This window comes from Hymenobacter puniceus (assembly GCF_014333525.1).
Classification (GTDB): domain Bacteria; phylum Bacteroidota; class Bacteroidia; order Cytophagales; family Hymenobacteraceae; genus Hymenobacter.
In genome coordinates this window covers 241413-253974 of record NZ_JACSCX010000004.1, presented here as the reverse complement: position 1 = coordinate 253974, position 12562 = coordinate 241413, and the positions used below count along the sequence as shown (strand labels likewise).

Sequence of the window (12562 nt, the reverse complement as noted above, 5' to 3'; positions counted from 1 at the left end):
ACTGGGGAAGCAGCCAAACGCGGAGCAAAAGCTTCACGCTACTGGCACGTTTGAGCAGAACTGTACAGGCTCTAAGTTTCTGCTAAAGAGGCTTCAGGCTGATGGACTGGCCGTCGGGCAAATCTTTGATCTGGCGGTGGAAATCCGCCAGCCACGCCAGTCGCTCAGGGGCGCTGATGGCTTTCAGGCTGGGGGGCTGCTGGCTGCTGGTGGCCATGCACGACGGCGGGTAGATGCTCAGCAGTTCGCCGGGCCGTAACACGCCACCGCTCATCTGGAATGCCCGCAACGGCTCCATGCCCAAGGCGTCTAGCGGAAATTTCTCGGCCCCAAACAGAAAGTGCTTGAAATCCACTTCTAGGTCGGCCAACTCACCGGTTTCGGTGTCCAGCCACAGCACGGCGTCGCCGCGCAGCAAAAACTGGTTGCCAGCACAGTCCTGCGCAAACGGAATGTCGGTTTCGAGCACCTCGGCATAGGTGCGCCAAAAAGCCATTGAACCCTGCCAGGCCTCGGCCAGCGCGTGCCAGCCGGGCTCCGTCACGCAGCCCCGGATGTGCAGCCCGCCGAAGTACGCTACCACGCCGTTTTGCTCGCGCAGAAATGCCTGCAGGTAGGAGGGAAGCCGAGCGAAGCTTACAAGGTCAGTTAGCTCGCCGCCGGTATACAAAATGCCTTTCATAAGCAGTAACACCAAGCTCCAGACTGGTGGATTGTTGAATACTATCTTTAGTAAGGCGCGGTACATCAAGCTGGAGCTTGGTGGCACTTCCTCACCGAGTAGAAATTAAAAATTGAGCGCCCCGACGTCCGAAGGCCGCCAGAACGCTCAATTTTTAACACTTAATTACCAACTAAACAGCAGCTTCTTCCATCACGGACTCTACGCTTTCCAGCGGCAGGCCCCAGGCATCGGCTACGCCTTTGTACACCACTTTGCCATGCACCACGTTTAGGCCGAGGCGTAGGGCCTCGTCGCGGCGGCACGCTTCCTGCCAGCCCAGATTGGCCAGCTTCACGGCGTAAGGCAGCGTGGCGTTGGTCAAAGCTAGAGTGGACGTGTAAGGCACGGCGCCGGGCATGTTGGCCACGCAATAGTGCACAATGTCGTCGATGATGAAGGTCGGGTCTTCGTGCGTGGTGGGGCGGCAGGTTTCAATGCAACCGCCCTGGTCCACGGCCACGTCCACGAGCACGGTGCCAGCGCGCATGGTTTTCAGCATGTCGCGGGTGATGAGGTGCGGGGCCTTGGCACCCGGAATCAGTACCGCGCCGATGATGAGGTCGGCGGTTTTGATGGCTTCGCGGATGTTGTACTCGTTGGAGTACTGCGTTACCACATTCTTCGGCATGAAGTCGTCCAGCTCGCGCAGACGGTTCAGGCTAATGTCCATCACCGTTACTTTAGCGCCCAGGCCAGCGGCAATTTTGGCGGCCTGCGTGCCCACGATGCCGGCACCCAGCACCAGCACTTCGGCGGGCTTCACGCCGGGCACGCCGCCCAGCAGAATACCACGGCCTTTCAGCGGCTTCTCCAGATACTTGGCACCTTCCTGCGGAGCCATGCGGCCGGCCACTTCGCTCATCGGGATGAGCAGGGGCAGCGCGCGCGACGGCAGCTCCACGGTTTCGTAGGCCAGGCACACTGCCTTGCGCTCGATCATGGCGTGGGTCAGCTCCTCGCCCGAGGCAAAGTGGAAATAGGTGAACAGCAGTTGGTTTTCCTTGATGAGCGGGTACTCGGAAGCAATCGGCTCCTTCACCTTCACAATCATCTCGGCCTTGGCGTACACGTCCTCGATGGTGGGCAGCACCGTAGCGCCGGCCTGCTCATATTCGGCGTCCGAGAAGCCGCTGCCGTTGCCGGCTGTAGCTTGCACGTATACGTCGTGGCCGTGCTTGCGGAATTCAGCTACACCGGCAGGCGTCAGGCCTACGCGGTTTTCGTTGTTCTTGATTTCTTTCGGTACGCCGATGATCATGGCAGAACGTGAAGGTGGTGGGTGGGTGAAAATTGAAGGTGCAAAGATAGGTACTGCCGCTGGCATTGCCTGCTGTCATTGCGAGCATAGCGAAGCAATCTTTCCTCTAAAAGATGTGAACGTCGATTTACAGACAAGCCCTCCGGCAGTAGAGTAGTAACCTACTGCCGGAGGGCTTGTCGCTCAGGGTCGTGTCTGCAAAAAGAGGAAGCATTAGCTGCGCTGTCCTACGGGTGCGTCGTCCTGCGTCCTCGCAATGCCAGTTCTACTTAAACGGTACGACGGCGCCGCTTTCCTTTACCATGCTGGCCCCGTTCAGGTCACGCACCACGGTGGCTTTCAGCGTCAGCTTCACGTCGCCGTTCAGGTCATTGGAAGTCAGGGTGGCTACGTCGCTCATCGGGCCGGTCTGGCGCTGGGCGTACAGGATTTCCACCACGGCGCTCTGGCCCGGCTGAATCGTGGGTGGCACCGACTTGTAGCCGATGCAGTTGCACTGCGACGTAACCATGCCCAACTCCAGTGGCTGCTTGCCGGTGTTCTTCACTGTGAACTTGGCCACGGCCTGCTGGCCGCTTTCCATTTTGCCGAAATTATGCACGTTGCGGTCCAGCACCAGCCGCGGCGACTGCGCCAACTGGGCTGGCGTCATCATGGTTTTCATCTCCGACTTATTCACCACGTCGCCCTTGATGGTGAGCACCGCGCTGGGCGTGCTGGCGTTGCTGGTTACGGTCACGGTTTTGTTGAAGATGCCCGGACGGCCCGCGCTGCTGTACATGGCCTTGATGATGCCCGACTTGCCGGGCAGTACCGGCGTCTTGGTCCAGTCGGGGGTGGTGCAGCCGCAGCTGGCCTGCACGTTGGCGATGATAACGGGCTGGTTGCCGGTGTTCTTGAACTTGAACTCATAGGTGGCCATGGTGCCCTCCGGCACTTTGCCGAAATCGTGGGTGTCTTTCTCGAACGTCATAACGCCCTGGGCCCGGACGCCCAGCGCCAGCAAACAGAAAAGCAGGAGGGAGGTAACGTGTTTCATAAAAGTAGAACGGAGTGATACTCCGTTCAGACACGTAAGCGCCCAGCCGGAGCAAAAACAGTAGAAGAGGAAACGCCAGAGTGCCGCTGGTGCGGCCGAACGGAGTGCCACTCCGTTCTACTTCCAAAGATATACAAAAACGGTCCGGCCGCGTATCAAGCCTGCCCAATGAATGCTCCCGGCCAAATCCGTACTTTTGGGGGCCTGGTAGCCGCAGGCATTCTTTCCGCCCCCTGTTTTCCCCGGCCTCAACACCCATTCCCACCCGCCCTATGCCCACCGATGTATCTGCTGACCTGATGGCCACTACCGCAACTCTGAGTAAAGACGAACTGCTGCACGACTACCGCCTGGGCTGGGAAAGCCGGCAGGCCTCGCTGGCCGGGCGCAAAGAAGTGTTCATGGGCAAGGCCAAGTTCGGCATCTTCGGCGACGGCAAAGAGCTGCCGCAGCTGGCCATGGCCCGCGCCTTCCGCCCCGGCGACTGGCGCTCGGGCTACTACCGCGACCAGACGTTTATGGTAGCCGCCGGCGAGCTGACCTGGCAGCAGTACTTCGCCCAGCTCTACGCCCACCCCGACGCCGAAGCCGAGCCCGCCACTGCCGGCCGCGCCATGAACGGCCACTTCGCCACCCGCATCCTCGACGAGGACGGCAACTTCAAGAACCTCGCGCAAAGCAAGAATTCGTCGGCTGATATTTCGCCTACGGCCGGCCAGATGCCGCGCCTCGTGGGCCTAGCCTACGCCTCCAAGCTCTACCGCCAGAACCCCGAGCTGCACCAGTACGACCAGTTTTCGGTGAACGGCAACGAGGTGGCGTTTGGCACCATCGGCAACGCCAGCACCTCCGAAGGCATGTTCTTCGAGGCCCTGAATGCGGCCGGCGTGCTCCAGATTCCGCTGCTGATGAGCGTCTGGGATGACCATTACGGCATTTCGGTGCCTGCCGAGTACCAGACCACCAAGCAAAGCATTTCCGCCATCCTGGCCGGCCTGCAGCGCGACGGTGAAGGCGAGCAGGGCTTTGAGATTTTCGTGGTGAAAGGCTGGGACTACGCGGCCCTCGTGGACACCTACCAGCGCGCCGCTGAGGTGTGCCGCACCCAGCACGTGCCAGTGCTCATCCACGTGACGGAGGTGACGCAGCCGCAGGGCCACAGCACCAGCGGCTCGCACGAGCGGTACAAGAGCAAGGACCGTCTGGGCTGGGAGGAAGAGCACGACTGCCTCGTGAAAATGAAGCAGTGGATGCTGGCCGAAGGTCACGCCACTGAGGACGAGCTCAACCAGATTGAAGCCGCTGCCAAGGAAACCGTGAAAGTGGCCCGTACGGCCGCCTGGGCTGAGTTCTTCAACCCCATCAAGCAGGAGCGCGACGAAGTGGTGACGCTGCTCAATAAGCTGGTGACGGAAACCGGCTCGGAAAACAACCTGCACGAGCTGGTAGAGCACCTGGAGCACAACCCCACGCCGATTCGTGCCGACCTGGTGCGCACCGTACGCCGGGCCCTGCGCCAGGTGCGCGGCACCCGCAGCGCCGGCCGCCGCGACCTGCTCAGCTGGCTCGATCAGGCCCTGGCCGAAAACGCTGACCGCTACAACTCCTACCTGTTCAGCCAGAGCGAAGAAGCCATCGGCAACATCGAGGAAGTGAAAGTGGAATTCGCCAAGGATGCCCCGCTGGTAGACGGCCGCGAAGTACTGCAGGCCTGCTTCGATGCCAACTTCCAGCGCGACCCGCGCATTTTCGCCATCGGCGAAGATGTGGGCCGCATCGGCGACGTGAACCAGGCATTTGCGGGCCTCCAGGACAAGTTTGGTGAGCTGCGCGTGACCGACACCGGCATCCGGGAGTGCACTATCGTGGGCCAGGGAATCGGCGCCGCGCTACGCGGTTTGCGCCCGATTACTGAAGTGCAGTACCTCGACTACCTGCTCTACGCCATCCAGATTCTGAGTGATGACGTGGCCTGCCTGCAGTACCGCACCAAAGGTGGCCAGAAGGCGCCGCTCATCGTGCGCACCCGTGGCCACCGTTTGGAAGGCATCTGGCACAGCGGCTCCCCGATTCAGATGATTCTGGGTGCCATCCGCGGCATCCACCTCTGCGTGCCCCGCGACATGACCCAGGCGGCCGGTTTCTACAACACGCTGCTCCGTTCCGACGAGCCCGCCATCGTCATTGAATGCCTGAACGGCTACCGCCTCAAGGAGCGGCTGCCGAGCAACGTAGGCGAGTTTACGCTGCCGCTGGGCGTGCCCGAAGTGCTGCGCGAAGGCACCGACATTACGGTCGTCACCTACGGTTCCATGTGCCGTATTGTGCTCGACGCCGCCAAGCAGCTGGCTGAGGTAGGCATTTCGGTGGAAGTGCTGGACGTGCAGACGCTGCTGCCTTTCGACTTGGAGCACGTCATCACGGACAGCATCCGCAAAACCAACCGCGTGCTGTTCGCTGACGAAGATGTGCCCGGCGGCGCCTCAGCCTACATGCTCCAGCAGGTGCTTGATGGCCAGGATGCTTACCGCCACCTCGATGCGGCCCCGCGCTGCCTCGCGGCTCAGCCTCACCGCCCGCCCTACGGCTCCGACGGCGACTACTTCAGCAAGCCCAACGCCGAAGACGTATTCGACGCCGTATACGAGCTGCTTCAGGAAGCGGCTCCGAAGCAGTTTCCGGCCATTTATTAGGCAAGTGATGAGGTAACGGGGTGATGAAGTAAAAAGCAACAGGTGAGGAAGTAGCCGCAATTCAGCCTCTTCCTCACCTGTCACCTCATCACCAAAGTTTATCTCACTACCACAAAACTGCTGGTCGTGACGGTATTGCTGGAGTTGAGGGCGCGGTCCTTGATGGTGATTTCGTAGCGTACTTCCTGGCCGGGGTAGAAGGGAGAGCCCAGCGAGAGGCGCTGACCGAAGCGCAGGTCGCCTTCCAGCGGCGCCTTCTTCTCGGCGTTAGGTTCTAGGTGTGGAAATTGCCCGTAGTATGCTTCCGGCCGAATTTCCAGACCCTCGGGCGTGCGGGTATACGGCACAAACTGGCCGGTGCTGTTCTTCACAAACAGCTTGATAATGTAGTTCCAGTGGTCGGGATTGAGCGTGCCATCGGCATTGAGGCGCTGGTAGGGCGGGTTGGTGTACTCGTCTTGGTTGAGGCCCAGGTCGCCGTCACCGTCCTTGAAGCCCAGCGTGATTATCACGCTGTCGGCGGGAATATCATTGGGATTGGTGGGCTGGCGCGCCACGGTCAGCGACTTGAACTCGATGCTGGGCGTATCCGGAAACTCCGGCGGGCTGATGCACGAACCCACAGCCACGCTGGCTGCTGCCAGCCCCAAACCCAGACGAAGCGTACGAAACATGGTCATAGTAACTAGCTGTTATGAGGCGAAAGTAGCCTTGTGGAGGGCAAAAGGTACGATTTCTCAACGAAGCCGCCCGGCAATTGTTATGCTCACTTCAAACCCCGCCGAGCCCCAATGAGTTTCCGCCAACAGTACCTGCTTGACCTGCCCCACCTGACTGCTGCCACTGCGCCGGCCGCTGCCCTGCGTCTGTTTCATTACCAGGCCCAGCACTGCCCGCCTTACGCCGCCTATCTGGCCGCCCTGGGCCGCGACCCGCAGCAGGTGCAGCGCGTGCAGGATATTCCGTTTCTGCCCATCGAGTTTTTCAAAACCCAGGACGTGCGCACCGCGCCGCATGAGTGGGAGCCGCAGGAAACGTTTCTGAGCAGCGGCACCACCCTGCAGCAGCGCAGCCGCCACCTCCTCCGCGCCCCAAGTATCTACCGACGCAACGCCGCCCGCATCTTCCAACAGTTCTACGGCCCGCTCACGGAGTGGACATTCTTGGCCCTGCTGCCCTCGTATCTGGAGCAGGGCCACTCATCGTTGGTAGCCATGGTAGAGTACTTTGCCCGGGAGTCGGGGCAGGCACAGGACGCGTTTTTCCTACACGACCACGCTGCGCTGTTGCAGGCGCTGGCGGCGGCTAAAGCCGCCGGCCGCCGGGTGCTGCTGTTCGGTGTAAGCTACGCCCTGCTGGACTTGGCGGCTAAGTACGGTCCGGCACCGGAGCTGCAGGATATTACGGTGTTGGAAACCGGCGGTATGAAGGGCCGGCGCCGCGAGATGATCCGCGAGGAGCTGCACGCCGAGCTACAGCAGGCTTTTGGGCCAGCCGGCATTCACTCCGAGTATGGCATGACGGAAATGCTCAGCCAGGCATACAGCTTCGGCGACGGCCGTTTCCACGCGCCGCCCCAGCTGCGCGTGCTCCTGCGGGACCCCGCCGACCCGTTTTCCGTGAGCGAAACCCGCCCTGATGGCGCCCTCGCCATCATCGACCTGGCCAACGTGGACAGCTGCGCCTTCCTTGAAACCAAGGATCTGGCAAGAATGCACCCCGACGGCTCGTTTGAAGTGCTGGGCCGCCTCGATAACTCTGACGTGCGCGGCTGCAACCAGATGGCGGGCAGCTAAGCTGTCATTTCATTCAGGATGACAGCTTATTTTTTGACGACGGTAATCGTGCCGTCGTGCTCCAGACGCACCACGTTGGTGGTGGAAAGGTCGTCGGTATTGGCAGCAACTCGTACGCCGGCCTGAAACTCCTGCTCGCTCACGCTGGCCCGGCGCAGCTCGTGCTGATGAATGGTTGGGCCTTCCGCTAAGATGGAATCTGAGCCTTTCACCAGCTTGCGCAACAGCGGTGAAAAGTATACGGCATACGCCAGCGCCCGGTGCACTGCTACCAGCGCAGCGGCGGCCACGAATGTAATGCCCATCGGTGCATCGGCAATAATGACGCGGCTGAGCAAGGCGCCAAACATGAATTTAACCACCATGTCGAGGGCGCTGTTGCCGCCGAACGTGCGCCGCCCCGACAGCCGCAGCAGCACCAGTGCCACCAGAAATACCAGCACAGCCCGCGCGCAGGTTTGCCCCACGGTAATGGTGTCGGCCGTGGCCTGCATACCCAGTAGGTTATTGAAAAATTCCTGCATTGCTTATCGGGTTTGAGACAAAACAAACAACAGCGCGGGCCAGCAACCGGCGTACCCGGCGGCTGGCCCGCGCTGTCTGTAGTTACACTAAAACTGCCGCCGCTAGCTGATGTTTTCCTACGGCCAGAAGTTATTTACCAGCAAACGCCTTAGCGTCGGCCGCAGAAATGGTATCGTCGCTCATAATCACGAGGCGCTCCACCACGTTGCGCAGCTCCCGGATATTGCCGCGCCAATCGAGGCCCTTGAGGTAGTCGAGGGCGGCAGCGTCTATCTTCTTGGGTTTATTGCCGTAGTCGGCGGCAATGTCCTTGAGGAACTTCTCAATCAGCTCCGGAATGTCGTCGCGGCGGTCGTTGAGGGCCGGCACCTGAATCAAAATGACGGAGAGGCGGTGGTAAAGGTCTTCGCGGAAGTTGCGGTCGGCAATTTCCTGAAGCAGGTTTTTGTTGGTAGCCGCCAGCACGCGCACGTTCACGCTGATTTCCTTTTCGCCCCCAACGCGCGTAATCTTGTTTTCCTGCAGCGCGCGCAGCACCTTGGCCTGGGCCGAAAGGCTCATATCCCCGATTTCATCCAAGAACAGCGTGCCGCCGTCGGCCTGCTCGAACTTGCCGATGCGCTGCTTCACGGCCGACGTGAACGAGCCTTTCTCGTGCCCGAACAATTCTGATTCGATCAACTCCGACGGAATGGCAGCGCAGTTTACCTCAATCAGCGGGCCGTTGGCGCGGTTGCTGAGTTCGTGCAACTGGCGCGCCACCATCTCCTTGCCGGCGCCGTTGGGACCCGTAATCAGTACCCGTGCATCGGTAGGAGCTACTTTCTCGATGGCCTTACGCACGGCGCCCAGCCCGGCCGAGGAGCCAATCATCTCCGAACTTTTGGCGACCTTCTTTTTTAGGGTCTTAGTTTCGGCCACCAGCTTGGTGCGGTCCAGGGCATTGCGCACCGTCACGAGCAGGCGGTTGAGGTCCGGTGGCTTCTGCAGGAAGTCGTAGGCGCCTTTTTTGGTGGCATCCACGGCCATTTCCACGTTGCCGTGTGCCGACACCATGATGAAAGCCGCATCGGGCGCCACAATGCGGGCCCGTTCCAGCACCTCAATGCCGTCCATCTTGGGCATTTTGATGTCGCAGAGCACCACGTCGTACTTGTCGCGGATGAGCATGTCGAGGCCGGTGGGGCCGTCCTCGGCTTGGTCTACCTGATAGCTTTCATATTCCAGAATTTCCTTGAGCGTGTGGCGAATAGCCTTTTCGTCGTCGATGATAAGAATGCGGGGCATAAGCAAAAGAGGTTGGGCAGCGAAAGTAACGAAAACAAGGCCGCAAACGATGCCTCCGTCATTCTGGCCTGCTGTCATCCTGAGCTTGCGAAGGATCTTATCACGTCAGAACGAGTCGATGTAACGTTTGTAGTCCAAACTCAATAGGGTCCTTCGCAAGCTCAGGATGACACAGATTCAACGAAAACGGCCGCCGCATCCGAAGCTGCGGCGGCCGAAAGCCGTGGTGATGAGTCTGTAAGCCGGGTTTTGTACGCTGCCCCGAAAGGTCGCGCCTCCACCATTTATCTAGGCCAGTCCTCGCGGAAAGGCTCCATCAACCTACCCGCTGGCGCCGGACGAGCCGCCCGGTACGTCCGCGCAGGACGCGTGCCAGCTTATTTGGTTTTTCAACCCCTGAGGTTTACCCAGCCGGACTGGTTGCCCAGCCGCTGGTGCGCTCTTACCGCACCTTTTCACCCTTACCTAGTTTAGGGCTTGGTGCTTAGTGGATAGGGCTTAGGTTGTTCAAGAACACCTATTCCCTACGCCCTAATCACCATGTCCTAAACTGGGCGGTTATTTTCTGTGGCACTGGCTGTCCCGGGTTGCGTTACACTTCCCGGTCCTTCCCGTTAGGAAGCAGGGTGCTCTGTGTTGCCCGGACTTTCCTCGTCGCCTTGCGGCGCCGCGGTGGAGCGACTCATCACTGAGGGCAAAGGTACGGATTTACCCCGCACGCCGCGCCTCAATCAATTCGTAGCCTTCATCGATGAGCAAACCGCCACCGGTGGCGCTGCGCACGGCGAGCTGGTCGCACCGCTCGTTTTCGGGGTGGCCGTTGTGGCCGCGCACCCATTTGAAGTACACGGTGCGCTGGCGGTACACCTTCACGAAGCGCCGCCAGAGGTCCTCGTTGGCCTTTTTACCGAAGTCCGGCTTGTTGAGCCAGCCGAATACCCACTTCTTTTCCACCGAATCTACCACGTACTTGGAGTCTGTCACGACGGTGATGGGTAGCTCGGGGCGGTTGACGGCTTCCAGGCCCACGATGATGGCCAGCAGTTCCATGCGGTTGTTGGTAGTCAGGCGGAAGCCCTGGGTCAGCTCTTTCTCATGCTGGCCGAAGCGCAGAATAGCGCCGTAGCCGCCGGGCCCCGGGTTGCCGCGCGAAGAGCCATCGGTGAACAGGTAAATCAACTTAGTTCTCGGTTGTTAGTTGCTGGTTGTTAGTAATAATGATGCTGACAATCAGCAACTAACAACCGACAACTGCTTCAGAAATTCGATTTAAACAGCTTGATGGCAATGGCCAGCAGAATCACGCCGAACACGCGGCGCAGGATGTCTTCGCCGGCTTTGCCGAGCTTGCGCTCAATCCAGGCCGAGCTTTTGAGCACGCCGTACACGAATACCAGATTCAGGACGATGCCCACCAGCACGTTGGGTAGCGAATAAGCGGCGCGCAACGACAGCAGCGTGGTCATGGTGCCGGCCCCCACGATGATGGGGAAGGCCAGCGGCACAATTGAGCCCGAAGTCGCCAGCGGATCGTGCCGGAACAGCTCGATGCCGAGAATCATTTCCATGCCAATCAGGAAGATGATGATAGCTCCGGCCAGCGCAAAGCTTTGGTAATCGACGCCAAACAAGCTCAGAATGCTTTGCCCCAGAAACAGAAACACCACCATCAGCACGCCGGCCACCACGGTGGCTTTTTCTGACTGGATTCTGCCCTCGCGCTGCCGGATCTGAATGATAATCGGGATGGAGCCGAGTACGTCAATCACGGCAAACAGCGTGAGTGTAACCGAGAAGATTTCTTTGAGGCTGAACATAAATCGCAGATGGTGCAGATGAAGCCGCGGATGCCGCAGCTACGTTCTGATAGGGCAGGGGAAGCAGGCGGGGGCAGAGGGGTGTTCTGGTTGGTTCTGGCAGGGCAGAGTTAGGTGTGGACTGTTAAGTGGGCGCTACAGCTACCTCTTCTGGTAAACTACCTCTTTCAGCAAACGAATGCTGGTGTAGCTGCGCAGAACGAATCAGCAGTATCTGCGGCGTCATCTGTACTATCTATGATTAGGCAAACTCGCGGGCGAAAAACTGCACCAATTGCTCGAATGCCTCGTCCGGGATGGCCGGGAAGTTGGCGATGCGCAGACTGCCTGCTTTCCAGTTGCCGTAGCCGTTGCCGAGCTGCAGGCCCTGGGTTAGAGCGCGGCGCTTCACCTCATCAATCAGAGCGGGCGGGCCTTGCAGACCGATGACGGTGGTAGAGCGGGTTTCGGGGTTCGTGACGAGGGGCGTGAGCTGCGTGGCCTGCTCGAAGTAGTCGTAGAGCTTGGTAGCGCGCTCCTGCAAGTGCTGATGCACTGCCTTGATGGTGGGCCGGTCGTGGAGCACGCGGCTCAGCAGATAGATGCCCAGCACGTTAGGCGTGTAGGTGGTCTGCCAATTCAGCATTTTCTCGTACTGCGACGTGAGCGAGTTGTAGTGGGCCCGCTCGTTCTGGTCGCGCAGCCGCGCCACGGCCCTTGGCGACAAAATCATCACCGACAAACCCGCCGGCAGCCCGAAGCACTTCTGCACCGAGGCAAACCAGATGTCGGCCTTGATGAACTTGAGCTGCACGCCTGCCATCGACGAGGTGGCATCGACGGCCAGTAGCGCCTGCCCCAGGCGGTTGTAGAGGTTCAGGATGAAGCCGTCGCGCAACTGGGTGGCGTTGCTGGTTTCGTTTTGGGTGATGCAGACCAGGTCGGTTTCGGAGTCGGGCAGGGGCAGGGCCGCCACGTCGGGCACCTCATCAATGCCAAACGGGTAGCCGACGCAGGCCGGGCGCAGGGCCTTGGCGTACTCGTACCATTTCTCGCCGAACGCGCCGCTGTAGAGGTGGAAGCTTTTACGCGGCGTGAGGCTTTGCGTCAGCACTTCCCAGCACTCCGTGGCCGAGCCCATAAAGAACACAGTGTAGTCCTGCGGCACGTTGAGCTTGTTTTTAAGCTCCTGCACGGTCTGGCGCATGAGGCCCGTGAACCGCTCGCCGCGGTGCGGCGCCGACAGCCAGCCCTCATCGAAAGCATCCTGAAGATACTGGCGCACCTGTGGGTACACCTGCGACGGGCCGGGGTTGAATGTATACATAGGTGTAGTGAGGCTAGAGGAAGGTGCAAAGGTACAAGTAGAACGGAGTGGTACTCCGTTTCGGTGCTGCATATCACAGCATCCTTTGGCTGCTGCCAAACCGGCCCTGATGTGGGG

General features: G+C 60.1%; 11 protein-coding genes and 1 other RNA gene. 2 read left to right on the top strand and 10 right to left on the bottom strand.

The genetic code is table 11. The features are described from left to right. Positions 1 to 82: 82 nt before the first annotated feature. The 3 genes from H8B14_RS13365 to H8B14_RS13355 form a co-directional block, all read right to left on the bottom strand. A complete protein-coding gene (locus H8B14_RS13365) occupies positions 83 to 682 on the bottom strand; it encodes an SMI1/KNR4 family protein (RefSeq protein WP_187316139.1) in 600 nt (199 codons plus the stop codon). 172 nt (positions 683 to 854) lie between these two features. Further along, entirely contained in the window at positions 855 to 1982 is a 1128-nt protein-coding gene (gene ald, locus H8B14_RS13360; protein WP_187316138.1) for an alanine dehydrogenase, read from the bottom strand. Between the two features lie 265 nt (positions 1983 to 2247). Continuing rightward, on the bottom strand, positions 2248 to 3021 hold the full coding sequence (locus tag H8B14_RS13355; RefSeq protein WP_187316137.1) for a DUF1573 domain-containing protein: 774 nt from the start codon (positions 3019 to 3021) through the stop codon (positions 2248 to 2250). Positions 3022 to 3293: 272 nt separating this feature from the next. Between H8B14_RS13355 and H8B14_RS13350 the strand changes: the two genes are divergently transcribed. Further along, on the top strand, positions 3294 to 5714 hold the full coding sequence (locus H8B14_RS13350) for an alpha-ketoacid dehydrogenase subunit alpha/beta (RefSeq protein WP_261990012.1): 2421 nt from the start codon (positions 3294 to 3296) through the stop codon (positions 5712 to 5714). A 98-nt stretch (positions 5715 to 5812) separates the two neighbouring features. Here H8B14_RS13350 and H8B14_RS13345 read toward each other — a convergent pair whose 3' ends face one another. Next, on the bottom strand, positions 5813 to 6388 hold the full coding sequence (locus tag H8B14_RS13345; RefSeq protein ID WP_187316136.1) for a hypothetical protein: 576 nt from the start codon (positions 6386 to 6388) through the stop codon (positions 5813 to 5815). A gap of 117 nt (positions 6389 to 6505) precedes the next feature. Between H8B14_RS13345 and H8B14_RS13340 the strand changes: the two genes are divergently transcribed. Further along, entirely contained in the window at positions 6506 to 7510 is a 1005-nt protein-coding gene (locus H8B14_RS13340; RefSeq protein ID WP_187316135.1) for a long-chain-fatty-acid--protein ligase, read from the top strand. A gap of 26 nt (positions 7511 to 7536) precedes the next feature. Here the strand turns inward: H8B14_RS13340 and H8B14_RS13335 are convergent, their stop codons facing one another. The 6 genes from H8B14_RS13335 to H8B14_RS13310 all read right to left on the bottom strand — a co-directional run bounded on the left by H8B14_RS13335 (position 7537) and on the right by H8B14_RS13310 (position 12445). Beyond that, positions 7537 to 8034: a DUF421 domain-containing protein gene (locus H8B14_RS13335; protein ID WP_187316134.1), complete on the bottom strand. Its 498-nt coding sequence runs from the start codon at positions 8032 to 8034 to the stop codon at positions 7537 to 7539. Positions 8035 to 8164: 130 nt separating this feature from the next. After that, positions 8165 to 9322: a sigma-54-dependent transcriptional regulator gene (locus tag H8B14_RS13330; RefSeq protein ID WP_187316133.1), complete on the bottom strand. Its 1158-nt coding sequence runs from the start codon at positions 9320 to 9322 to the stop codon at positions 8165 to 8167. Positions 9323 to 9544: 222 nt separating this feature from the next. Continuing rightward, an RNA gene (gene rnpB, locus H8B14_RS13325) (RNase P RNA component class A) lies at positions 9545 to 10011 on the bottom strand. Positions 10012 to 10030: 19 nt separating this feature from the next. Beyond that, on the bottom strand, positions 10031 to 10501 hold the full coding sequence (rnhA, locus tag H8B14_RS13320) for a ribonuclease HI (RefSeq protein ID WP_187316132.1): 471 nt from the start codon (positions 10499 to 10501) through the stop codon (positions 10031 to 10033). A 77-nt stretch (positions 10502 to 10578) separates the two neighbouring features. Beyond that, complete coding sequence (locus H8B14_RS13315; RefSeq protein ID WP_187316131.1) at positions 10579 to 11139, bottom strand: MarC family protein; 561 nt, start codon at positions 11137 to 11139, stop codon at positions 10579 to 10581. Positions 11140 to 11380: 241 nt separating this feature from the next. After that, positions 11381 to 12445: an aminotransferase class V-fold PLP-dependent enzyme gene (locus H8B14_RS13310; protein WP_187316130.1), complete on the bottom strand. Its 1065-nt coding sequence runs from the start codon at positions 12443 to 12445 to the stop codon at positions 11381 to 11383. Positions 12446 to 12562: the final 117 nt, after the last annotated feature.

What these genes read in the sequence shown, in the direction of transcription:
- H8B14_RS13335 (WP_187316134.1), bottom strand. Translation starts at nt 8,034, where the DNA reads ATGCAGGAATTTTTCAATAACCTACTGGGTATGCAGGCCACGGCCGAC.
- H8B14_RS13310 (WP_187316130.1), bottom strand. Translation starts at nt 12,445, where the DNA reads ATGTATACATTCAACCCCGGCCCGTCGCAGGTGTACCCACAGGTGCGC.
- H8B14_RS13350 (WP_261990012.1), top strand. Translation starts at nt 3,294, where the DNA reads ATGCCCACCGATGTATCTGCTGACCTGATGGCCACTACCGCAACTCTG.
- H8B14_RS13365 (WP_187316139.1), bottom strand. Translation starts at nt 682, where the DNA reads ATGAAAGGCATTTTGTATACCGGCGGCGAGCTAACTGACCTTGTAAGC.
- H8B14_RS13355 (WP_187316137.1), bottom strand. Translation starts at nt 3,021, where the DNA reads ATGAAACACGTTACCTCCCTCCTGCTTTTCTGTTTGCTGGCGCTGGGC.
- H8B14_RS13330 (WP_187316133.1), bottom strand. Translation starts at nt 9,322, where the DNA reads ATGCCCCGCATTCTTATCATCGACGACGAAAAGGCTATTCGCCACACG.
- ald (WP_187316138.1), bottom strand. Translation starts at nt 1,982, where the DNA reads ATGATCATCGGCGTACCGAAAGAAATCAAGAACAACGAAAACCGCGTA.
- H8B14_RS13340 (WP_187316135.1), top strand. Translation starts at nt 6,506, where the DNA reads ATGAGTTTCCGCCAACAGTACCTGCTTGACCTGCCCCACCTGACTGCT.
- H8B14_RS13345 (WP_187316136.1), bottom strand. Translation starts at nt 6,388, where the DNA reads ATGTTTCGTACGCTTCGTCTGGGTTTGGGGCTGGCAGCAGCCAGCGTG.
- H8B14_RS13315 (WP_187316131.1), bottom strand. Translation starts at nt 11,139, where the DNA reads ATGTTCAGCCTCAAAGAAATCTTCTCGGTTACACTCACGCTGTTTGCC.